We start from the raw sequence: 22,599 nt of genomic DNA, 5'->3' as shown, positions 1-22,599 counted from the left end.
CGCATGACGCAGATGTCACGCCGCCACGTGCTGGCCCTGGGTGCCGGTGGCGCCGTCGGCGTGTCCCTCGGCATGCCGCTGTCGCGCGGCGCGCAAGCATCGGAAGCGGAAACCGAGGCGCACGGCATGTCGGCGTTCGGCGATCTCAAATATCCCGCCGACTTCCACCATTTCGACTACGTCAATCTCGATGCGCCGAAGGGCGGCACGTTCTCGCTCATTCCCTCGGTGCGTGCGTATAACCAGTCCTATCAGACGTTCAACTCGCTCAACGCCTACATCCTGAAGGGCGACGGCGCGCAAGGCATGGATATGACGTTCGTGCCGCTGATGGTGCGCGCAAATGACGAGCCTGATGGGATGTACGGGCTTGCGGCCAAATCCGTGCGGATTTCGCCGGACAGGCTGGTCTATCGCTTCACGATGCGGCCCGAGGCAAAATTCCACGACGGTACGAAGCTTACCGCGCACGACGCGGCGTTTTCGCTGACGTCGCTGAAGACCAAAGGGCATCCGCTGATCATCGTGCAGATGCGCGACATGGCCAGTGCGGAAGCGATCGACGATACGACGCTCGTCGTCACCTTCGCCAAGGGCCGCGCCCGCGACGTGCCGCTCTATGTCGCAGGCCTGCCGATCTTCTCGAAGGCGTACTACGCGTCGCGCCCGTTCGATGAATCGTCTCTGGAGATTCCACTGGGCTCGGGGCCGTACAAGGTCGGAAAATTCGAGGTCAACCGCTACATCGAGTACGAGCGGGTGAAGGATTGGTGGGCCGCGGATCTGCCGCCTTGCCGCGGCACCTACAATTTCGATGTCGTGCGCTATGAATTCTATCGCGACCGCGATGTCGCCTTCGAGGGGTTTACCGGCAAGAACTATCTCTACCGGGAAGAATTCACCTCGCGGATCTGGGCAACGCGCTATGACTTCGCCGCCGTGAAGGACAATCGCGTCAAGCTCGAGATCGTGCCCGACGACACGCCGTCCGGCGCGCAGGGCTGGTTCATCAACACGCGGCGCGACAAGTTCAAAGACCCTCGCGTGCGCGAGGCCCTGATCAATGCCTTCGACTTCGAGTGGACCAACAAGACCATCATGTACGGCGCTTACGCCCGTACGGTGTCGCCGTTCCAGAACTCCGATCTCATGGCGGGTGCCGGGGCGCCTCCGCCGGAAGAGCTGAAGCTGCTGGAGCCGTTTCGCGGTCAGGTCCCCGACGAAGTGTTCACTGCGCCTTTCACGCCTCCGGTCACGGATGGCTCCGGGCAGGACCGCAGTCTGCTACGCAAGGCGCAGCAATTGCTGAACGACGCAGGCATGCCGATCAAGGACGGCAAGCGAATGCTGCCGAACGGCGAGGTCTTCAGAATCGAGTTCCTGCTGGATGAGCCCTCGTTCCAGCCCCACCATGCACCCTACATCAAGAATCTGGGGACGCTCGGCATCGAAGCGAGCGTGCGTCTTGTCGATGCCGTGCAATACAAGGTCCGCCAGGAAGATTTCGACTTCGACATGACGATCCAGCGCTTCAGCATGTCGGCAACGCCGGGTGACGCCATGCGCGCTTTCTTTTCGTCGCAGGTCGCGGCCACCAAGGGCTCGTATAATCTTGCGGGCGTCGCCAACCCGGCGATCGACGCCATGATCGAAAAGATCATGTCGGCTGACAACCGAGAGGATTTGACAGTCGCCTGCCGCGCCTTTGACCGCCTGTTCCGCGCCGGCCGCTATTGGGTACCGCAATGGTATAACAAGACGCACCGGCTCGCTTACTGGGATCAGTTCGCTCATCCGCAGCAGTTGCCGCGTTACGCCAACGGTGTCGGCGCGCCCGATATCTGGTGGTCCGATCGTGCCAAGGCGGCCAAGCCTGAGCAGGCGAAATAGCCATGAGCGCCTATATAGCCCGCCGCATCCTCCTGATGATTCCGACCCTGCTCGGAATCCTCTTCGTCTCCTTCGTTGTGGTGCAGTTCGCGCCCGGCGGTCCGGTCGAGCGCGTGATCGCGCAGCTCTCGGGCTCCGACACCGGCGGCACATCGCGCATTTCGGGCGGCAACGATTTCGCGCAGCGCGCGCCGGGGCAGGTCGGCGCAGGCGGCGACGCCATCAACTCGAAATACCGGGGCGCGCAGGGGCTCGACCCTGATTTCATCAAGAAGCTGGAGAAACAATTCGGCTTCGACAAGCCGGCACCGGAACGCTTCGCGCTGATGGTCTGGAATTTCGCCCGCTTCGATTTCGGCAACAGCTATTTCCGCGACGTCAGCGTGCTCCAGCTGATCAAGGAAAAGCTTCCGGTCTCGATCTCGCTCGGCATCTGGCTGACGCTCCTGACCTATCTGATCTCGATACCGCTCGGCATCCGCAAGGCGGTCAAGGACGGAACGCGCTTCGACACGTGGACGTCGAGCGTGCTCGTGCTCGGCTATGCCATTCCCGGCTTCCTGTTCGCGATCCTCCTGATCATCCTGTTTGCCGGCGGCTCGTTCTTCAACTGGTTCCCGCTGCGTGGATTGACGTCCGACGGCTGGTCGCAATTTCCCTGGTACTGGAAGATCATCGATTATTTCTGGCATCTGACGCTGCCGCTGATCGCCATGGGGCTCGGTGCGTTCACCACCATGACGTTCCTGACCAAGAATTCGTTTCTGGACGAGATTCGCAAGCAATATGTGATGACCGCGCGCGCGAAAGGCTGCAGCGAGAACCGGGTGCTTTACGGCCACGTCTTCCGCAACGCGATGCTGATCGTGATCGCGGGCTTTCCCTCAACCTTCATCCACGCCTTCTTCTCGGGCTCGCTTCTGATCGAGACGATTTTCTCTCTGGACGGGTTGGGGCTGCTCAGTTTCGAGAGCGTTCTCAATCGCGACTATCCTGTGGTGTTCGGTACGCTCTTCATCTTTTCGCTCGTCGGCCTCGTGATCAACCTCATCTCGGATCTCACCTACATGTGGATCGATCCGCGGATCGATTTCGAAGCACGGGAGGTCTGATGACGCTGACCGCCCCCACCCCGATCGAAACCACCGCAAAGTCTCCGCTCGGCGATGCCGTGCCGATCACGCGCAAACCGTTCGCGCCGTCGCCGCTCAACAGGCGGCGCTGGCAGAATTTCAAGGCGAACCGGCGCGGTTATTGGTCGCTCTGGATCTTCATGATCCTCTTCGTGGTGTCGCTATTCGCCGAGTTGATCGCCAATGACCGGCCGTTCCTGATCAAATATGACGGCCATCTCTACTGGCCGGCCTTCGTCACCTATTCCGAGACGACATTCGGCGGCGACTTCGAAACCGCGGCCGACTACCGCGATCCCTATTTGCAGAAATTGATCAAGGACAAGGGCGGCAGCGTGGTCTGGCCGCTGATCCGCTACTCCTACGATACCCACAATCTCGATCTGCCGACACCGGCGCCGTCGCCGCCGACCTGGATGCTGACGGAAGCGCAGTGCAAGCCCGTCGTCGAGAAGAAGGGGCTGAAGAGCTGCCGTGATCTCGAATACAACTGGCTCGGGACCGACGATCAGGGGCGTGACGTGATTGCGCGCCTGATCTACGGTTTTCGCATCTCGGTGCTGTTCGGCCTCTGTCTGACCATCGTCTCCTCCGTCATCGGCATCGCTGCCGGCGCGGTGCAAGGCTATTTCGGTGGCTGGGTCGATTTGCTGTTCCAGCGTTTCATCGAGATATGGACGGCGATCCCGTCGCTCTATCTGCTGCTGATCCTGTCGTCGGTGCTGGTGCCCGGCTTCTTCGTGCTTCTTGGCATCCTGCTGCTGTTTTCTTGGGTGTCGCTGGTCGGACTCGTGCGCGCGGAATTCCTGCGCGGGCGCAATTTCGAGTACATCCAAGCGGCGCGCGCGCTCGGCGTGTCGAATGCCGTGATCATGTTCAAGCACTTGCTGCCGAACGCAATGGTCGCAACGATGACGTTCCTGCCGTTCATCGTCTCCTCGTCGGTCATGACGCTGACGGCCCTCGACTTCCTCGGCTTCGGGCTGCCGCCCGGCTCGCCGTCGCTCGGCGAGCTGCTGTCACAGGGCAAGTCCAACGTCCAGGCACCCTGGCTCGGCTTTTCCGGCTTCTTCTCGGTCGCGATCATGCTGTCGCTGCTGATCTTCATCGGTGAAGCCGTGCGCGACGCCTTCGATCCGCGCAAGACGTTCAAGTGAGGGCGTGATGGATGCGATCAACCAGCCCCTGCTTGCCGTTCGCGACCTCTCGGTGGCTTTTCACCAGGGCGGCGCCACCACGCTCGCGGTCGACAAGGTCTCGTTCCAGATCAAGCGCGGCGAATGCGTGGCGCTGGTCGGCGAATCCGGCTCCGGCAAGTCGGTCAGCGCGCTGTCGATCCTGAAGCTCTTGCCCTATCCGAACGCTTCGCATCCGTCGGGCAGCATCCGCTTCAAGGGGCAGGAGCTGATCGATCGGTCGGAGCGAGAGATGCGGGAGATTCGCGGCAGCGACATCTCCATCATCTTCCAGGAGCCGATGACCTCGCTCAATCCGCTGCACACGATCGAGGCGCAGATCGGCGAGATCATCCAGCTGCACAATCCGACCAGCAACGCCGAAGCGCGCAAGCGGACGCTGGAACTGCTGACGCAGGTCGGCATCCCCGAGCCTGAAACGCGGCTGAACAGCTATCCGCACCAGCTCTCCGGCGGCCAGCGCCAGCGCGTGATGATCGCGATGGCGCTCGCCAACGAGCCGGACCTGTTGATCGCGGACGAGCCGACCACCGCGCTCGACGTCACCGTGCAGGCTCAAATCCTGGCGCTGCTCGCCGAGATCCGTTCGCGGCTCGGCATGAGCCTGCTCTTCATCACCCACGATCTCGGCATCGTGCGCCGCATCGCCGACATCGTCTGCGTCATGAAGGGCGGCGTGATCGTCGAGCAGGGGCCGGTCGAGCAGGTCTTCAAGACCCCGACGCACCCCTATACGCGCGATCTGCTGGCAGCGGAGCCGAAGCCCGATCCGGCGCCGCCGCAGCCGGATGCGCCGGTGGTGATGTCGGCCGATGATCTGAAGGTCTGGTTTCCGATCAAGCGCGGGTTGATGCGCAAGACGGTCGGCCACATCAAGGCGGTGGACGGCGTCAGCATTGCCGTACGCAAGGGCGAGACGCTCGGCGTCGTCGGCGAATCCGGCTCCGGCAAGACCACGCTCGGGCTTGCGCTGATGCGACTGATCTCCTCGAACGGACGCATCGTGTTCCTGGGCAAGGACATCCAGGGCCTGCGCTTCAAGGAGATGCGGCCGTTCCGGCGCGACATGCAGATCGTGTTTCAGGACCCGTTCGGCTCGCTCAGCCCGCGCATGTCGGTCGCCGACATCATCGCCGAAGGTCTCACCGTGCATCAGCCGAACCTGTCGGACGAGGAGCGTGAGGCGCGCGTCGTCAAGGCGCTGGAGGATGTCGGACTGAAGCCGGACACTCGCTATCGCTATCCGCACGAATTCTCCGGCGGCCAGCGCCAACGCATCAGCATCGCGCGCGCGGTGGTGCTGGAGCCGGATTTCGTCGTGCTTGATGAACCGACCAGCGCGCTCGACATGCTGATCCAGGCGCAGATGGTCGACCTGTTGCGCGAGCTTCAGCGCAGGCGCGACCTCACCTACATGTTCATCTCGCACGATCTGCGCGTCGTCGCCTCACTCGCGAGCCATTTGATTGTCATGCGCGGCGGCAAGGTGGTCGAGGAGGGGCAGGCGGCCGAGCTGTTCAAGAACCCGAAGACGGACTACACGCGCGCGCTGTTCGCGGCGGCGTTCCGGCTCGAGACGGCGGGGAACGGGTCGGCGGCGACGTAGGCGGAGTCAGAGCCGCTTTATCGCGACGATTTCGCTGCCGGCCTGCTTGATCCGCGCGACCGCTTGCTCGATCGGTTCGACCACGGTTGCCATGTGATGCGCGTTGGCGTGAACCATGGTGGTCGCATCGCGGACGATCGCGACATGGCCTTTCCAGAAGATCAAATCGCCGCGCTGCAGCTTGCTTCGCTCATGCGGTTCCAGCGCGCGGCCGAGACCGGCCTGTTGCATGTCGCTGTCGCGGGGGCAGCCGGTGCCGGCGGCCGTCAGCGAAACCTGCACCAGGCCCGAGCAGTCGATGCCAAAACTGCTCTTGCCGCCCCACAGATAGGGCGTGTCGAGGAAGCGTTCGGCGACGGCGACGAAGTCCGGCTCGTGGCGATCGAGGAGCGCGAGATGCGTCTTCGGCAGAAACGTCCCGTCGCGCGTCACGGCGAAGCTGCCGTCTTCGCGCGCGATCGTGAGCTTCGATCCCAGCACCAGCGTGCCGGCCGGCGGCAGCTTGATCGAGGGGCCGGGGAAGGCAAAGGTTCGGAGCGCGCTCACCGTGTGAGTCGGCGCGGCCGCCGGCTTCATCAGCGCGGCGTCCGGCAGCCAGCCGACATAGCCGTCGCTCGCCAACTGGCCCCAGGCCCAGCCCTCGCCGTTGCGATCGTAGACGGTGACGCACTCGCCGCGTAGCGCCTCCGTCATCAGCATCGCGCTCGACGACGGCTGCTCGCGTACGGGCGCGACCGGATCGACGACCTCGAATTCCTCGCCCTCGACGAAACGATCCGCCGTCACCTCGCCTTCGAGATATCTCGCCGCGAGGTCGCCCCGCGCCGGTGTCAGCCGCTTATCGTGCATAGCGCTCGCTCAGCACCTTGTAGATGGCGCGCGCGGCCTGGCATTCGCCGCCTTCGGGGCGCGCGGGCTTGGCCGAGGGAGTCCAGCCGTAGATGTCGACATGCAGCCAGCTCTTCGCTTGCTCGACGAAGCGTTGCAGGAACAGCGCGCAGGTGATCGAGCCGGCGAAGCCGCCGGACGGTGCGTTGGTGATGGTGGCCGTCTTGGAATCCAGCCACGCATCGTAAGGCGGCCACAGCGGCATGCGCCACAAGGGATCGTTCTCCTTCACCGCGCAGCGCGCGACGTCGGCAGCCAGCGTCTCATCATTGGTGTAAAAGGGCGGTAAATCCGGCCCCAGCGCGACACGCGCGGCACCGGTCAGCGTGCCCAGGTCGATCAGCAGGTCCGGCTTCTCTTCGTCGGCCAATGCCAGCGCGTCGGCGAGCACGAGCCGGCCTTCCGCGTCGGTGTTGCCGATTTCCACGGTGATCCCCTTGCGCGAGGTGAAAATGTCGAGCGGGCGGAAGGCATTGCCGGCAACCGCATTTTCGACCGCCGGAATCAGCACGCGCAGCCGCAGCTTCAGCTTCGCATCCATCACCATGCGCGCGAGTGCGAGCACGTTGGCGGCGCCGCCCATGTCCTTCTTCATGATCAGCATTCCGCTCGACGGCTTCAAATCGAGCCCGCCGGTGTCGAAGCAGACGCCCTTGCCGACTAGCGTCACCTTCGGATGAGCGGGATCGCCCCAACCGATGTCGATCAGCCTGGGCGCGCGGTCCGAGGCCATGCCGACGGCATGGATCAGCGGAAAGTTCTTTTTCAGGTCATCGCCGATGGTGCAGGCGAAGCTTGCGCCGAACTCGGCTGCGAGCGATTGCGCGGCTGCGGCGAGCTCCTCAGGGCCCATGTCGTTGGACGGCGTGTTGATGAGATCGCGTGCCAGCATCGCGGCATCGGCCATGCGGCCGATCTCGGCGGTATCGACGCCATCAGGCGGCACCAGCCGGACATCGGGACGGTCTGACTTGCGGTAGCGGGCGAAACGGTAGCAGCCCAGCGCAAAAGCGAGCGCCGCCAGCCGTGCATCGTGCGGTGCATTGGCGAAGCGATAGATGCCCGGCGGCAGCAGGCCGGGCAGGGCGCCCGGCCGGAACGGGTCACGCGACCTTGCGCCTTCGTCCTCGAGGCCGAACAGCACTTGCGCGATCGTGCCATCTGACGCGGGCAGTGCGAGATAGCCGCCGGGCTTGCCGGCAAAGGCGCTGGCGGTGGCGAACTGGCGCTGCGCCGGCGGCAGCGTTTCGCGCACCGCATCCCAGCTCGACTTGGTGACGAAGATGATCGGGATGGCGGTGGACGACGTCTCGAAAACAGAAGGCATTGGCGGGTCCGGATCGTCAGATCAAACGGGTCATGCGAACGGACGAGACTTCGCAGAGTTTCGCCGCCGCCGCAATCGGCTTTGCTGTCACCGTTCAGCGAGCCGCTACTCGCAGCAGGAGGGCCGTGCTAGGTTCCGAATGCAGCCGCCAGGTGGACGGAGATTGCCGGCGGCCGACGACGAAGCCTGCCGGGAGGAATCTGCAATGGAATTTGTGTGGAGCGTGGTCACATTCATCGGCCAGGCCGTCGAGGCGACTTTCGGCTATGTCGAGCATCATCATTGGATATTTGCATTCCTCGCCGGCGGTTACGTTTTCTATCTCCACGATCGCTCCATCCACGCGCGGTTCGATGCGCTCGACAAGCGCGTCGACGAAATCCGCAAGCGGCTCGCCATCGAATATTGATCGGACGGGGCGAAACCGTTCCCGGCCGACCTCGTATCCATGTTGAGAACTGCCGTTCACGAGAGCGCGGCCGCCGGGCTTTACTAGCGCTGCGGTTGTGGCATTATCGGCAAACATTTTAGATTGTGCTGTGCGGTTCTGCACGTATCGAGCGCAAGCACGCGGTTGATTGCCTGCCCGGGTTCATCGTCGCCGGGTCCGATATCAGCCTGGACCTGTTTGTCGAAGGCATTTTTCTCATCGTTTAGGCGGCGCAGCATTCGCAAATGAGCGGCGCAACATGGATAGATCGTTCGTTATTGCGCAGATCTCCGACCTGCATCTGGACGGGTCAGGCCGTCTGCTGGCGACAATCGAAGCGCTCGGCGCCGCGATCCGCGAGGGCATGGCCGGCTTCGCTGACATTCCCGATCGCATCCTGCTGATCACGGGCGATCTCGTGGACGACCCGACGCCGCGCGCGCTCGACGAAGCGCTCGCCGTGATGGCGTCGTTCCGGCAGACGGGGCTGTTCACCGACATTCAGGCGGTTGCGGGCAATCACGACGTCAAGCGCCCGAGCCAACGTGCGGGCCGTCACGACGTCTACGATTATTTGCACCTGCCGCGCACCTCGAAGAGCGTCTATTATCGCCAGGCCGGCCTCGATCTGGTGCTGCTGGATTCCAACCGCGCGAGCCTCACGACGCTCGCGAGCGGTGCGATCGACGAGAAAGCCTACAACGCGCTGGTCGCGGATTCCGCCCGGCTGAGTGTTGAGCTCGCGGGCAGCATGGGTCCTGCGGGACGCGCCGATTATGCCGAGCCGACGGAGAATCTGGTGCGCGTGCTGGCGCTGCACCATCACCCGTTGCCGCAGGCGACCGGCGAAGGAAAACGTTTTCTCGGTGTGCCCGACGAGCCGTTGATGTATCTCGCCGCGCCCGCGACCTTCCTCGAAGCGGCGACGTCGCTCAACGTCAATCTGGTGCTGCACGGACACCGGCACGTCGAGGGGCTCACCCGCTATTCGATTCCGGATCCGCGCGCGACGCGGAGCGCGAGCGGCGAAGCCTTCTGGCGCACGATCTACGTGCTGTCCTGTCCGTCATCGACCGGGCAGGCCGGTGACGACGCCGGCTTCAACATCATTCATTTTGGCCCGTCGTCCCAGGCCTCGTCTCAAGGCACCGCGCATCGCTTCGCGATCGCGCGCTATTCGCGGCCACGCAATGACGGCGCCTTCAGGCTGCTCGATTCGAACCTGCCGGACGGCGTCATCCGGTTGCCGGCGGGCCGGGATTTTTCCCGTGACCCAGCCGTCCAGTCGGCGATCGAGATCGCCTCGTGTGCGGTGCTGAAGCGCGATCAGGTCGCGGGATTGGCCCGCCGGCTCCTGGCCCGCCGCGCCTTCTACGCCGGCGGCGAGGTGGACTGGCCGGGCGCGCTCTACACTTATCTCGTCACGTCTTACGCCTGGGCTGATCTCGACGGCAAATTCGGAAGGTCCGAGCGCAAGCATGAGATCGAGGTGATTGTCGCGGTGAAGTCGCTGCTGCGACGGCTGATCGAGCGCGCCGCCGAAATGGTCGACATCGATCCTGCTCAGCTCGACGAACTCCGCGCAAAACGCTTGCTCAATCGCGACGATCTTCGGCGCGAATGGCCTGGAGTGCCGGGCGCGGGTGTCGATGGGGTGGCAATGGCGCAGCAAAGATTGCAATTGCTGCGGGACCTGAACGGGCAGGTGACGATGCTCGGTCTCGATCTGGGCCTTGGGGGCGAGCCGCCGCCGCAGACGGCGCCGTGAGGGGCAGGCAGGCTGACGTTAACCGGCCGTTAGGGTTAACAGTCTATTGCTGGCGCGTTCGGCTCGATCAATCGGCTCGAGAGTCAAAGCGTCATGCGTCAACGGTTCAGTCTCGCCCGGCTTCTCGCGTCCACGTCGCTGGTCGCTTCAGTGGCCATGGGCCTCGGCGGCTGCACGGCCATGTCGAAACTCTCCGATGTCACCGGCTCGGTCGGGCCGCGTGCGGAAGCCGCCGCCCCCGCCGATCCCGCGCGTGCCGTCGAGGTCTATGGCGAGCGCTACCGTGCCAATCCCAAGGACGCCGACGCCGCGCTCGGCTATGGCCAGGCCTTGCGCGCCAATGGCCAGCGCGCGCAGGCCGCCGCCGTGCTCGAGCAGGCGACCATCGCCAATCCCGGTAACAAGCCGCTGCTGGCCCAGTATGGCCGCGCGCTCGCCGACAATGGTAATTTCCAGCAGGCCTTCGACGTGCTGTCGAGGGCGCACTCGCCCGACAATCCGGACTGGCGCCTGCTCTCGGTGCAGGGCACCGCGCTCGATCAGATGGGCCGCCACGACGAGGCGCGCTCCTATTATGCAAGCGCACTGAAGATCGCGCCCGGCGATCCCGGCGTGCTCTCCAATGTCGGCCTGTCCTACATGCTGTCGAAGGACCTCCCGAAGGCCGAAGAGGCGCTGCGGCAGGCCTATGCTTCGCCGCGCGCAAGCAGCCGGGTGCGGCAAAATCTCGGCCTGGTCGTCGGTCTCCAGGGCCGCTTCGCCGAGGCTGAGACCATCGTGAAGGCAGACCTCCCGCCGGATCAGGCGACAGCCAATGTCGCCTATCTCAAGGAAATGCTGAACCGCAACGAAGGTCAGCGCGGCGGACCGAAGCGGACGCCGGTTGCCTCGCTCAGCCAGCCCGATTGATCAGGTCTGATTCTTGAATCTTGAAGCCGCCTGCGGACCGTGCGCGGTCCGCATTTGCGTTTGCGTCAGTGCAGCTCGGTGATCTTGATGCCGGTCGGCCCGAGAATGACGACGAACAGCACCGGCAGGAAGAACAGGATCATCGGCACCGTCAGCTTCGGCGGCAGGGCGGCGGCCTTCTTCTCGGCCTCGTTCATGCGCATGTCGCGGTTTTCCTGCGCCATCACGCGCAAGGAATGGCCGAGCGGGGTGCCGTAACGCTCCGCCTGCTGAAGCGCGAGACACACCGATTTGACGCCCTCGAGCCCGGTGCGCCGCGCCAGGTTCTCATAGGCGACCTTGCGATCCTGCAAATAAGACAGCTCGGCCGTGGTCAGGGTGAACTCTTCCGAGAGTGCGATCGACTGCGTGACGATTTCGACAGCGACTTTCCGGAACGCCATTTCGACCGACATGCCGGATTCGATGCAGATCAGGAGCAAATCGAGCGCATCGGGGAAAGCCCGCTTGATCGAGAGCTGGCGCTTCGAAATCGCGTTCTTGAGGAACAGCATCGGCGCCTGGAGGCCGAGATAGGCGGCGCCGACACAGATGCCGATCTTGATCGGCATCGACTGTTCCATGTGGGCGATCAGGAAAACATAGATGACCGAGCCGACGAACAGCACGATCGGGGCCACCATGCGGGCAAACAGGAAGGTGATGTAGGGGGCCTGGCCGCGGTAGCCGGCCATGATCAGCTTGTCACGCGCCGCTTCCTGCGCGAGCCATTTCGTGAGGTTGAAGTCTTCGACGACCCTGGAGACGACCTGCTTCGGCGTCTGGCGCAGCGAGACCTTCTCGTTCTTGTTGAGGCGCTCGCGCTCGCGCTGGCGGATGCGCTCGCGCTCGCTCGCCACCGCCTTCATGCGCTTGGAAAGGCCCTCGCCGGCGAATAGCGGCATCACCAGCGTATAGACGGTGGCGCTGGCGGCGATGGCCGCCAGCAGCATGGTCATGAAGCGGACGTCGTGCAGTCTCGTGATGAGGAAGTCGACCATGTTGCACCGTCAGAAATCGAAGTTGATCATCTTCTTCATCACCATGATGCCCATCGACATCCAGACGACGCAGCCGACCAGCATGAGCTGGCCGGTGGGATGGGTCCACAGAATCGAGATGTAGTGCGGCGTCGTGAGATAGACGAGGAACATCACGATCGGCGGCAGTGAGCCGATGATGCCGGCCGAGGCCTTGGCTTCCATCGACATCGCCTGGATCTTCTCTTTCATCTTCTTGCGGTCGCGCAGCACCTTGGAGAGGTTGCCGAGGGCTTCGGAGAGGTTGCCGCCGGACTTCTGCTGGATCGAGATGACGATGCCGAAGAAATTGGCTTCAGGCAGCGGCATGCGCTCATAGAGCCGCGAGCAGGCCTCGCCGAGCGGCATGCCGATCGCCTGCGTCTCGATGATGGCGAGGAACTCGCTGCGCAGCGGCTCCGGCGAATCGGCGGCGACGACCTTGATCGATTCGAACAACGGCAGGCCCGCCTTGATGCCGCGGACGATCACGTCGACAGCATCCGGCAATGCCTTCAGGAACTTCGCCTCGCGCCGCTTCTTCAGATAGCCCAGTGCCCAGCGCGGCAGGCCGAAACCTCCGGCAAAGGCGAGGCCGGCAGCGCCGATCATGCCGCCGCCGCCGAACAGGGCGCCTGCGAAAAACACGCCCGCCGTGACGGCGGACACGGTCCAGAATTTCTGCGGTGTCCAGTCGAGACCTGCCTGCGACAGCCGGACCGGAAGCGGGACGCTCTTCTCCTGCTGACGCCGCGCTTCGAGATCCTTGAGCGAGGTCTCGACCTGCTCGCGGCGCGAACGCTGGCTCTTCTCGGCCTGCTTGGCCGTCGGCGCGTCGGCGCGCGCGATCGAGGCGCGTCGGCCTTCGGCCTTTCGCTCTCCGGACAGGAGTGGATAGAGGAACACCCAGGCGATGCCGCCGACGGCTGCGGTGGCGAGGAAGGCGAGGGCGAGGACCTGCATATTCATGGCTGCGCCGATCCCATCATGTCTTCGGCGCGACTTCCGCCGCATCGAGCGCAGCGGCAAGCCGCTTCTCTTCGCCGTAATAGCGCGCCCGTTCCCAGAACCGCGGCCGGCCGATGCCGGTCGAGCGGTGCCGCCCGATGATCTTGCCGTTGGCGTCTTCGCCGACCATGTCGTAGAGGAAGACGTCCTGGGTGATGATGGTGTCGCCTTCCATGCCCATCACCTCGGTAATGTGGGTGATGCGGCGCGAGCCGTCGCGCAGGCGCGCGGCTTGCACGATGACGTCGATCGAGGCGCAGATCATCTCGCGGATGGTGCGCGAGGGCAGCGAGAAGCCGCCCATGGTGATCATGGATTCGCAGCGCGACAAGGCTTCGCGCGGATTGTTGGCGTGCAGCGTGCCCATCGAGCCGTCATGGCCGGTGTTCATGGCCTGAAGCAGGTCGAACGCCTCAGGTCCGCGGACTTCGCCGACGATGATGCGTTCGGGACGCATACGCAGGCAGTTGCGCACCAGCTCGCGCATGGTGACCTGGCCCTCGCCCTCGATGTTGGGCGGGCGGGTTTCCAGCCGCACCACGTGGGGCTGCTGGAGCTGGAGCTCGGCGGCGTCTTCGCAGGTGATGACGCGCTCGTCGTGCTCGATATAGTTGGTCAGGCAGTTGAGCAGCGTGGTCTTTCCCGAACCGGTACCACCGGAGATCAGCACGTTGCAGCGGACGCGGCCGATGATCTGGAGAATCTCGGCGCCTTCCGGCGAGATTGCGCCGAACTTGACGAGCTGATCGAGCGTCAGCTTGTCCTTCTTGAACTTACGAATGGTGAGCGTGGGCCCGTCGATCGACAAAGGCGGAACGATGGCATTGACGCGGGAGCCGTCGGCGAGACGGGCGTCGCAGATCGGCGAGGATTCGTCGACGCGCCGGCCGACCTGGCTGACGATGCGCTGGCAGATGTTGAGCAGCTGCTGGTTGTCGCGAAAGCGGATGCCGGTGCGCTGGATCTTGCCGTTGACTTCGATGAAGACCGTGTCGGCGCCATTGACCATGATGTCGGCGATGTCGTCGCGCGACAGCAGCGGCTCGAGCGGGCCGTAACCGAGGACGTCGTTGCAGATGTCGTCGAGCAGCTCTTCCTGCTCGGCGATCGACATCACGATGTTCTTGATCGCGATGATCTCGTTGACGATGTCGCGGATTTCCTCGCGCGCGGACTCGGAGTCGAGCTTGGCGAGCTGGGCGAGGTCGATGGCCTCGATCAGCGCGCCGAAGATCGTGGCCTTGACCTCGTAGTAATTGTCGGAGCGCCGGGATTCCATGGCCGGGGCCGGCCTGGCGGGTGCAAGCGGCGGCGAGGCGATGGCCGGCGGGGGCGGCGCGCGCGACACCGCGGGCGCCGGAGCCTGGGCAGGCTCTGGCGACACGGCGCCGGGCTTGGGAGCCCGAGTATCGGTGTCTGTTCCGCTACGCTTACCGAACACTTAACAGCTCCATGCGGCGGCTTATTTTCCGCGCAACTTCTCAATCAGGGGTGAAAGCAGAGAAGACTTTTGCTTCTTCGTCTCGCTGCGGCCGGTCAGGCGCTGGGCGATCTGGAGAAACATCTCGATCGACTTGTGGTTGGCGGAGATCTCCGCGATCATCTGGCCGTTGTTGGCGGCCGAGCCGAAGATCTGCGGCTCGAACGGGATCGAAACGACCGGCTGGCTCTCGATCGCCTTGGCGAACTCGGCAGCGGCGATTTCGGGCCGTTTCGGGACGCCGACCTGGTTCAGGCAGTACAGCGGCGGCCGGTCGTTGGGCCGCGAAGCCTTCAGGAGATCGAACAGGTTCTTGGTGTTGCGCAAATTGGCGAGATCGGGTGCGGCCACGATCAGGATGTCGTCCGCCCCGATCAGGGCGCGCTTGGTCCACCCCGACCATTGATGCGGAACGTCGAGCACGATGCAGGGCATAGTGGAGCGCAGCGTGTCGAACACGGCGTCGAAGGCGTCGGTGCCGAAATCATAGACCCGGTCGAGCGTCGCCGGCGCCGCCAGCAGGCTGAGATGGTCGGTGCATTTCGACAGCAGGCGGTCGATGAAGGCGGTATCGACGCGATCCGGCGAGAACACGGCGTCCGCAATGCCCTGAGGGGGGTCCTGGTTGTAGTCGAGCCCGGCGGTGCCGAAGGCGAGGTCGAGATCGGCGACCACCGCGTCCATCGCGAGGTCGCGCGCGATCGCCCAGGCGACGTTGTGGGAGATCGTGGAGGCACCGACGCCGCCCTTGGCGCCGACCACGGCGATGATGCGGCCGACGGCCTTGGCTTCCGGCGCCGAGAACAAATTGCAGATCGAACGGACGACGTCGATCGGACCGACCGGCGCGAGCACATAGTCGCTGACGCCGCGGCGCACCAATTCGCGGTAAAGCGTCACGTCGTTGATGCGGCCGATCACGACCACGCGGGTGCCGGCGTCGCAGACCGTGGCGAGATGGTCGAGCCCGCTCAGAATGTCGTTGCGGCCGTCGCTTTCGAGCACGATCACGTTGGGCGTCGGGGCCGAACGGTAGGCCTCTGTCGCGGCCGCCATGCCGCCCATCTGGATTTTCAGATGGGCCTTGCCGAGACGGCGATCCTCGCCGGCCGATTGCACCGCGGCTGCGGTCTCCACGGTCTCGCAGAAGGCCTGAACCGACACGCGCGGCGCTGGGGCAATATGCTCCTCGACCGGGGAAGGGGCCTCCGGCTGCTCGTCTTGGGTCTGGCGCGCGTAGCTGATCATTTGCCGGTGTCGCTGAGTTTGGCCTTTTCGGCCTCTGGATAGGTGGTCGTCGTCGGCGTTCCCTTGCGGTATTTCTCGAGGCCCGTGATGCGACGCGCCGTGTAGGACGGCGTTTCAGGCCTGGGCTGCTCGAGGTCCGAGGGATTGTCGATCATTGCGGCCATGTTGCGCTGATAGGCGCAGCCGTAATTGTAATAGTCCTTGTTCTCGAACCAGCTCTTGTTCTTCATCGAAGGACCGATGTCATCCGGCCACAATCCGCAGGGACCTGCGACTGCCGCGATCTTGGAATAGGTGAGCCGGATCGGCGGAAGGAAACGCTTGTCTTCCGGCTGATAGGGACGAACGTTGACGCCGCGCGGAGGAACGCCCGCGCCCGCCAGCATCGCCTGGATCTCACGCATGGTATCCGCGACCGGACGCGCGTTCGGCGTGCCTGACGGGACGTCGATACGGATCGCGCCGGTACCCTCGTGCAGCCAGGCCGACGCGACGCCCATCACGTCGGCGCGCTGGGCGGCGGTCAGCCCGCCGCGGGCATGGCCGACGAAGACGACGATCGAGCGGTTCTGCTCCTCGATCGCGATCGGATGGCGCTGCTTGTAGTCGTCGGGAATGGAAGCGGTGGCCAGTTCGTCGTGCTGGCAGCCGCCGAGCGCGAGCGCCATGCCGACGAGCGCGCCACCGAAGCGGATGGCGCGTTTGCGAAGCTGGGGTCGTGTTGTGGTCATCGTGATGTCCCCGTTCCGCATCAGTCGGTAATGAAGCCGTAGGTGCCGCGGTAGTTCTTGGCCGGCTCGGTCCGGTTGGGCACACCGTAAATGCGGTTGATGTTGCCGATCAGCTGGGCCTGCGGATCCGCTGGCGCCGCGAAGCCGTCATCCGGCCGCGACAAATCCTTTGGCGCCGCTGCGCGAACGACGTAGGGCGTCACGATGACGACCAGCTCGGTCGCGTTGTTGACGAAGTCGCGGCTGCGGAACAGCGTGCCGAGGATCGGGAGCTGCATCAGTCCGGGCAGTCCGTTGACGGCCTGCTTGGTCTGCTGCTGGATCAGGCCGGCCATCGCCATCGCGCCGCCGGAGGGAATCTCCAGCGAGGTCTCGGCGCGGCGGGTCTTGATCGAGGGCACCGTCAGCGAGTTGACCGATGTGGAGGTCACGGCCTGCGACAGCGTGATCGCATTTTCATTCGATAGTTCCGAGACCTCGGTCATGACGCGCAGGCTGATCTTGCCCTCGCTCAGCACCACCGGGGTGAAGTTGAGCGAGATGCCGAACTTCTTGAAGCTGATCTGGGTGGTACAGACATGCGTGGTGGGATCGCACGCATAGCCTGCCGGCACTGGAAATTCGCCGCCGGCGACGAAGGTCGCTGACTCGCCGGAGATCGCGGTCAGGTTCGGCTCGGCCAGCGTCCGGATCACGCCCGCGCTCTCCATCGCACGCAAGGTGGCCTGCACCGACGGCGTCGCGCCGAACTTCGTGGTCAGCGCGTTGCCGTCGACCAGATTCTTGCCAAGAGCCGTGAACGGGTTGGAATTGCTGAAGCTCACCACCGACGTGCCGTAGTTCAGGTTCGCGGTGAGATCGACGCCCAGCTGCTTGATGATGCTTCGTGCGACTTCGGCGACCGTCACCTTGAGCATGACCTGGTCGCGGCCGCGGACCACGATCGAGTTCACCACCTTGTCGGCGCCGCCGGCGAGGCGGGCGGCGAGATCGTTGGCCTGCTGCGCTTCCAGCGGGTTCGCCGCCGAGCCGGTCAGGACGACGCCGTCGCCGAGGCCGTCGATCTGGATGTCGGCATTGGGCAGGATCTGCTTCAGTGCGGCGCGTGCGCCGTTGAGATCGCGTTTGACCGCGATGTCATAGGCCGCGATCTGCTGGCCTGCGGAATCGAAGAACACGATGTTGGTCTGACCGACCGAGGCGCCGATGATGTAGGCACGCTGCGACGAGCGGACCACCGCATTGGCGATCTTGGGATCGGCGACCAGCACATCCTTGATGTCGCGCGGCAGGTCGATCACGATCGACTTGCCGACGCCGAGCGAGAGGAAGCGCGCGTTCATCTGACCGTCGGCTGCGGCTTGCGCCACGGGACGATAATCGGCGGCGATCACGGGCGTGAGCACCGGGTTGAGCGTCAGCGCGAAGGCGGCCGAGAACGACAGGGCGCGGACCACCGAGGTTCGCATCGCCGCCAGATCTGCCCTGCATTTCATATCGACAGTCCTCATCGTGCCTTCGCCGTCTGGCTTGGAATGCCGTAGCGAATGATCGAAACGCCATCCCGCTTTGCGGAATCGTCGACCGTGATTTCGCTCATCTTGACGTCGACGATGCTGCGCAACGCCAGCGACAGCGTGCCGCTCTGGCGGGCCGCGGACAGGGTCGCGGTCTGCGTGGGATTGAGCTCGAGGGTGACGGTCTTGCCGACCACCGTGTTCTGGCCGTCCTTCTCTTTCGGCGCCTGGTCGATCGCCAGCACGCGAATATTGGCCAGGATGATCTCGGACGTGACGATGTCCGGGCCGCCCTGGTCCGGGTTCTTGAGACGGCGCGTCAGCAGCACGTCGACACGGTCGTTGGGCAGGATGAAGCCGCCCGCGCCGGTCTCCGGCGAAATTTCGGTCGAGATCGCGCGCATGCCGGTCGGCAGAATCGCGGCCATGAAGCCGGAACCCTCGGGCTTGACCAGCTTCTGGTCGCGGATCGGCTCACCCTGGATGAAGGGGGCGCGCGCGATCGATCCGGTGACCTGGGTCGCGCCGTCGGGACGCTCGCTGCGGCGAATGAAGACGGAGCTGGCGGTCGCAGCCGGCCAGGTCTGCCATTGCACGTCTTCCGGCTTCACGGTCTGGCCGAGGCCGATGTCGTTTTTGGCGACCAGGACGTCGACGGTTGGAAGCTGCGCGACCGGAGCCGCGGGTGGCGGCGCAGAATTGTCCGAGCCGCTCGCCAGGTACGCGGCGACGCCGCCGGCGCAGATGGCGACCGTCAGGACGACTATGCGTGCCCTATTCATACGCTTCACTTTCCACAAAACGCCGCGACGCTGCCGCCGCCGTAATCGGCAGTTGACCAGCTATTCGTCAAAGCATGGTTAATGAGGCGTATCTAAATCGGCTTAACGCCGGGTTTACCCGGTGTGCTCAGCGCAGTGCGAGGTGAGCGAGGTCGATCGCCTTCACCCATTCGGTCTCCGGATAGACCGTCAGCGCGCCAAGCGTGAGCGCGATGCCGTAAGGAATGCCGCTCTCCTTGTCGTGCAGCCGCGCCAGCCAGGCCTGGCCCGCCAGTCCGTAAGGCAATGGCCATTGCCGGAACTGGAGCAGGAGCAGCGTCAGCGCGCCGCCGAACAGCGAAGCGTAGAGCAGGAAATCCATCAATTGCGCGAAGCCGAACCAGAGCGCGACCGACGCCGCGACCTTGGCGTCGCCGCCGCCCATCCAGCCCATCGCGAAGCAGGTGAAGGCCACGACGAGGAGCAATGCGCCGGCGCCGACATGGGTCAGCATCTCGTAAGGTGCCATGCCACCGGCGAACGCGAGCGCGAAGAAGCCAGCGATCAGCGCCAGCGACACGCGGTTGGAGATGGTCATCGTGAAGAGATCGCTCGCGGCGGCGAAGGCCATCAGGGCCGGGAAGAGCAGAAGGCGCGCAAGGTCGAGGATCATGGGCGGCGTCTCGGGCTCAAGCCGGAGCTTGGGTTCATCGCGGGATCGGAGCGTCGCCGCATGCTAGCCGGCAGTGCTAAACAAACCGACAATTTCGGCGCCGGTCCCCACAGCAGGAACTCGGCGGAAGGGCGCTCACCAGATGCTGGCAATGCGCGCGACGAGGACGGTCATCGCGAGCAGCAGCGCCAGGCAAACCCAATAGGCCGGCGAAGAGGTCTGCGTCCCCTCCGCCTCGCTCGCCGCAACCGCGGCACCGGTTCTGTACTCGCGCAACGCCACTGGAACTCGCCGTATTCGGAAAAACAAAGGCCCCGGAGGTCCGGGGCTTTTGCCGTCGTTCGTCGGTCGGTTACTTCAGCGAGGAGCTGATCGAACCGAACTTGGTGTTCATCGTGCTGCCGAGGTTGTTGACGACGGTGATGATGGCCAGCGCGATGCCGGCGGCGATCAGGCCGTATTCGATAGCGGTGGCGCCGGATTCATCCTTGGCGAAACGCGCAATCAGGTTCTTCATGAACTAAACTCCATCTGGTTGATCGCCTCGTTCGGCGCCGTGTTTTGACGCGCTGAACATGTGAGCCGAGCTCTTTCGGGAGGGTTAATTCGATCGGGCAAACCCGCTTGCTTCGCGATGCTTTTGCCCACAGTGAATTTCACCTTAAGGGCGCGGTTGCAATTTCTTCCGGTTCCAAATGCAGGGCAGGCACGCCGCATACTTCACCGTCCCTTAAATTTCGCGGAGTAGGCGTAGGAGAGATCAGACGTTCGGAAGCGAGGCGACGATGTCGAGCCTACCCATGCAAGTTGCCTTGATGCTCGGCGAGACCATCGAAAAGGTGATCCCCGTCACGCTCATGCTCGCGGTGGTCTTCACCGTGCTCGAGCACTTCTGGGCCTGCAATCAAGGTCCGTCGTGGTGGCGAAAGCGCGAGATCGTGACCGACATCTGCTACTGGTTCTTCGTTCCGGTGTTCGCCCGCACCATGCGGATCGGCCTCCTGATCGTCACCGCCGGCTTCGTCTTCAACATCCACGATGCCGACGAGCTGATCGCCTTCTACGACAACGGCCATGGCCCGCTGGCGCAGCTGCCGCTCTGGGTGCAGGGCGTGCTCTTCCTGGTGCTGGCCGACTTCATGCTGTACTGGCTGCACCGGCTGTTCCACGACGGCGGGTTCTGGAAATATCACGCGATCCATCACTCCTCCGAGGAGATCAGCTGGATCTCGGCGGCCCGCTTCCATCCGGTCAATCTGATGCTCGGCACCATCGGCGTCGACGTCGTGCTGCTGATGGCCGGCATTTCGCCGAACGTGATGATCTGGGTCGGTCCGTTCACGACCTTCCATTCGGCCTTCGTGCACGCCAATCTGAACTGGACCTTCGGGCCGTTCAGATACGTGCTGGCGACACCGGTGTTCCACCGCTGGCACCACACCGGTCTCGAAGAGGGCGGCGACACCAATTTTGCCGGAACCTTTCCGATCTGGGACGTGCTGTTCGGCACCTTCCGCATGCCGAAGGGCGTGCTGCCGCAGGATTACGGCAAGGACGAAGCGACCATGCCGAAGGAGATCGCCGGCCAATTGGCTTTTCCGTTCCGGCAATAGGACTGCATCCGGCGCCGCGGGCGACAAAACGCCGGTCCATTCAAACAATACCTGCCGAATTTGCGGAACGTTCACGAATTACAGGCAGGTTAACCGGGTCGGGCGCCGGCTCCGCTTGCTGAACGATTCTGCCGGTTTGTGACGTCCCGGGGTAAGAGTATGCGTAAAGAGTTCCTGCGCCGTCATGCGCGCGTCTGTCTTCTGGTTGCGGCTGCGGTGCTGGCGTTGCCGGCTGCCGGCCTTGCCGAACCCACTGTTGTTGACACCATTGCGGTCAATGTCGACCAGGCCAAGCTGGTCCGGCTGCCCAACAAGGTGGCGACCATCGTGGTCGGCAATCCCCTGATTGCCGACGTCACGCTCCAGCCCGGTGGCATGATCATCGTGACCGGGAAAGGCTACGGCGCCACCAATTTCATCGCGCTGGACCGGGGCGGCGAGATCCTGGTCGATCGCCAGATCCAGGTCGAAGGTCCGAGCGATCGGCTGGTCACCGTCTACCGTGGGATCGAGCGCGAGTCCTACAGCTGCATGCCGCTTTGCCAGCGTCGCGTGACGCTCGGCGACAGCGACAACTATTTCAACAACACGATGAGCCAGGCCGGTTCGCTGAGCGGCACCGCCAGCGGCTCCGGCGCGGCTGCCAAATCCAACTAGCGGGACTGAGTGGGCGGGTCTTGTCCGGGCAGCATCGTCTGTCCGGTCCTGCTCGCGCGCGCGGGAGGTCTTCCTCTCCGCAGCCCGGCTACGGGCTGCACGACATACTGAGCGGCGCGCACCTTCGGACATGAAAAAAAGGCCGCGCATGGCGCGGCCTTTTCCATTGGTTTTGTTCAGGCCCTGAGGCCCGAGGGCCGTGCGCAACGCACGGCCGTCTTCACGTTCAACGGCTCAACCGGCGTCGCGGAGGTTGTCCGCTGCCGACTTGCCGGAACGGCGGTCGGCGACGATCTCGTAGGAGATCTTCTGGCCTTCGCGCAGCGAGCCGAGGCCCGCACGTTCGACGGCGCTGATGTGTACGAAGACGTCCTGGCCGCCATCATCGGGCTGGATGAAGCCGAAGCCCTTGGTCGCGTTAAACCACTTCACGGTTCCCATGCTCACGGGGGTAGTTCCTTCTCAGATAGACAGTGTAGAGCCCACTTTCGCGGGCGGGTTAGATCGAGTTTCTGGAAGGGTCGTCAGCGTGTCTGAACCGGCTGTACCGGTGGATGCCAATGTCGTCCGGCCGAAAATCGATAAGCGGATTTTATTGGAAATAAGGCGCCAAAACAATCCTGAGGTGCACGATTTTTTGATCCGCCGTGGATTCACGGCGGATCAGCATACAGGACAGAATTTTACGTCCGCATGGGCCTGCTTG

At 64.0% G+C, this 22,599-nt stretch carries 22 protein-coding genes; 9 read left to right on the top strand and 13 right to left on the bottom strand.

Annotated elements, in window-relative coordinates; all coding sequences use genetic code 11:
• Positions 1-3: 3 nt before the first annotated feature.
• From AB7532_RS31775 to AB7532_RS31760, 4 genes are read left to right on the top strand one after another with little or no spacing between them, the layout of a single operon-like run.
• Positions 4-1,890: an extracellular solute-binding protein gene (locus AB7532_RS31775; protein ID WP_441238604.1), complete on the top strand. Its 1,887-nt coding sequence runs from the start codon at positions 4-6 to the stop codon at positions 1,888-1,890.
• A gap of 2 nt (positions 1,891-1,892) precedes the next feature.
• Positions 1,893-3,002 (top strand): microcin C ABC transporter permease YejB, encoded by a 1,110-nt coding sequence (locus AB7532_RS31770; protein WP_441238603.1) that lies wholly within the window; start codon positions 1,893-1,895, stop codon positions 3,000-3,002.
• Complete coding sequence (locus AB7532_RS31765; protein WP_441238602.1) at positions 3,002-4,180, top strand: ABC transporter permease; 1,179 nt, start codon at positions 3,002-3,004, stop codon at positions 4,178-4,180. The genes AB7532_RS31770 and AB7532_RS31765 overlap by 1 nt, the downstream gene beginning before the upstream one ends.
• Before the next feature lie 7 nt (positions 4,181-4,187).
• On the top strand, positions 4,188-5,825 hold the full coding sequence (locus tag AB7532_RS31760) for an ABC transporter ATP-binding protein (protein ID WP_441238601.1): 1,638 nt from the start codon (positions 4,188-4,190) through the stop codon (positions 5,823-5,825).
• A 6-nt stretch (positions 5,826-5,831) separates the two neighbouring features.
• Here the strand turns inward: AB7532_RS31760 and AB7532_RS31755 are convergent, their stop codons facing one another.
• Positions 5,832-6,674, bottom strand: a complete 843-nt coding sequence (locus AB7532_RS31755) for a C40 family peptidase (protein ID WP_441238600.1) — start codon at positions 6,672-6,674, stop codon at positions 5,832-5,834.
• Positions 6,664-8,040: a leucyl aminopeptidase family protein gene (locus AB7532_RS31750; RefSeq protein WP_441238599.1), complete on the bottom strand. Its 1,377-nt coding sequence runs from the start codon at positions 8,038-8,040 to the stop codon at positions 6,664-6,666. The genes AB7532_RS31755 and AB7532_RS31750 overlap by 11 nt, the downstream gene beginning before the upstream one ends.
• A 205-nt stretch (positions 8,041-8,245) precedes the next feature.
• Here AB7532_RS31750 and AB7532_RS31745 point away from each other — a divergent pair, with 205 nt between their 5' ends.
• The 3 genes from AB7532_RS31745 (at position 8,246) to AB7532_RS31735 (ending at position 11,147) form a co-directional block, all read left to right on the top strand.
• Positions 8,246-8,449: a hypothetical protein gene (locus AB7532_RS31745; protein ID WP_441238598.1), complete on the top strand. Its 204-nt coding sequence runs from the start codon at positions 8,246-8,248 to the stop codon at positions 8,447-8,449.
• A 280-nt stretch (positions 8,450-8,729) separates the two neighbouring features.
• Complete coding sequence (locus tag AB7532_RS31740) at positions 8,730-10,238, top strand: metallophosphoesterase family protein (RefSeq protein WP_441238597.1); 1,509 nt, start codon at positions 8,730-8,732, stop codon at positions 10,236-10,238.
• Between the two features lie 93 nt (positions 10,239-10,331).
• On the top strand, positions 10,332-11,147 hold the full coding sequence (locus AB7532_RS31735; RefSeq protein WP_441238596.1) for a tetratricopeptide repeat protein: 816 nt from the start codon (positions 10,332-10,334) through the stop codon (positions 11,145-11,147).
• A 65-nt stretch (positions 11,148-11,212) separates the two neighbouring features.
• Here the strand turns inward: AB7532_RS31735 and AB7532_RS31730 are convergent, their stop codons facing one another.
• From AB7532_RS31730 to AB7532_RS31685, 10 genes are all read right to left on the bottom strand, one after another.
• Positions 11,213-12,187 carry a type II secretion system F family protein gene (locus tag AB7532_RS31730; RefSeq protein ID WP_441238595.1) on the bottom strand — a complete coding sequence of 325 codons (975 nt, stop codon included), beginning with the start codon at positions 12,185-12,187 and terminating at the stop codon, positions 11,213-11,215.
• A 9-nt stretch (positions 12,188-12,196) separates the two neighbouring features.
• Positions 12,197-13,174: a type II secretion system F family protein gene (locus AB7532_RS31725; RefSeq protein WP_441238594.1), complete on the bottom strand. Its 978-nt coding sequence runs from the start codon at positions 13,172-13,174 to the stop codon at positions 12,197-12,199.
• A 16-nt stretch (positions 13,175-13,190) separates the two neighbouring features.
• On the bottom strand, positions 13,191-14,654 hold the full coding sequence (locus AB7532_RS31720; protein WP_441238593.1) for a CpaF family protein: 1,464 nt from the start codon (positions 14,652-14,654) through the stop codon (positions 13,191-13,193).
• Positions 14,655-14,675: 21 nt separating this feature from the next.
• Complete coding sequence (locus AB7532_RS31715) at positions 14,676-15,941, bottom strand: AAA family ATPase (RefSeq protein WP_441238592.1); 1,266 nt, start codon at positions 15,939-15,941, stop codon at positions 14,676-14,678.
• On the bottom strand, positions 15,938-16,672 hold the full coding sequence (locus AB7532_RS31710) for a CpaD family pilus assembly protein (RefSeq protein ID WP_441238591.1): 735 nt from the start codon (positions 16,670-16,672) through the stop codon (positions 15,938-15,940). The genes AB7532_RS31715 and AB7532_RS31710 overlap by 4 nt, the downstream gene beginning before the upstream one ends.
• 20 nt (positions 16,673-16,692) lie before the next feature.
• Positions 16,693-18,168, bottom strand: coding sequence for a type II and III secretion system protein family protein (locus AB7532_RS31705; protein WP_441238590.1), 1,476 nt, complete (start codon positions 18,166-18,168; stop codon positions 16,693-16,695).
• 11 nt (positions 18,169-18,179) lie between these two features.
• Positions 18,180-18,971 (bottom strand): Flp pilus assembly protein CpaB, encoded by a 792-nt coding sequence (cpaB, locus tag AB7532_RS31700; protein ID WP_441238589.1) that lies wholly within the window; start codon positions 18,969-18,971, stop codon positions 18,180-18,182.
• A 127-nt stretch (positions 18,972-19,098) separates the two neighbouring features.
• On the bottom strand, positions 19,099-19,623 hold the full coding sequence (locus AB7532_RS31695; RefSeq protein WP_441238588.1) for an A24 family peptidase: 525 nt from the start codon (positions 19,621-19,623) through the stop codon (positions 19,099-19,101).
• A gap of 135 nt (positions 19,624-19,758) precedes the next feature.
• On the bottom strand, positions 19,759-19,905 hold the full coding sequence (locus tag AB7532_RS31690) for a hypothetical protein (protein ID WP_441238587.1): 147 nt from the start codon (positions 19,903-19,905) through the stop codon (positions 19,759-19,761).
• 70 nt (positions 19,906-19,975) lie between these two features.
• On the bottom strand, positions 19,976-20,140 hold the full coding sequence (locus AB7532_RS31685) for a Flp family type IVb pilin (protein ID WP_008546920.1): 165 nt from the start codon (positions 20,138-20,140) through the stop codon (positions 19,976-19,978).
• Positions 20,141-20,408: 268 nt separating this feature from the next.
• Here AB7532_RS31685 and AB7532_RS31680 point away from each other — a divergent pair, with 268 nt between their 5' ends.
• Complete coding sequence (locus AB7532_RS31680; protein WP_441238586.1) at positions 20,409-21,236, top strand: sterol desaturase family protein; 828 nt, start codon at positions 20,409-20,411, stop codon at positions 21,234-21,236.
• Positions 21,237-21,395: 159 nt separating this feature from the next.
• Positions 21,396-21,893: a pilus assembly protein N-terminal domain-containing protein gene (locus tag AB7532_RS31675; RefSeq protein WP_441238585.1), complete on the top strand. Its 498-nt coding sequence runs from the start codon at positions 21,396-21,398 to the stop codon at positions 21,891-21,893.
• A gap of 234 nt (positions 21,894-22,127) precedes the next feature.
• Here the strand turns inward: AB7532_RS31675 and AB7532_RS31670 are convergent, their stop codons facing one another.
• On the bottom strand, positions 22,128-22,340 hold the full coding sequence (locus AB7532_RS31670; RefSeq protein WP_027530211.1) for a cold-shock protein: 213 nt from the start codon (positions 22,338-22,340) through the stop codon (positions 22,128-22,130).
• Positions 22,341-22,599: the final 259 nt, after the last annotated feature.

The sequence above is a fragment of the Bradyrhizobium sp. 930_D9_N1_4 genome, from assembly GCF_052076015.1.
In the GTDB taxonomy this organism is placed as follows: domain Bacteria; phylum Pseudomonadota; class Alphaproteobacteria; order Rhizobiales; family Xanthobacteraceae; genus Bradyrhizobium.
This window is presented reverse-complemented; position numbering and strand designations above follow the sequence as displayed.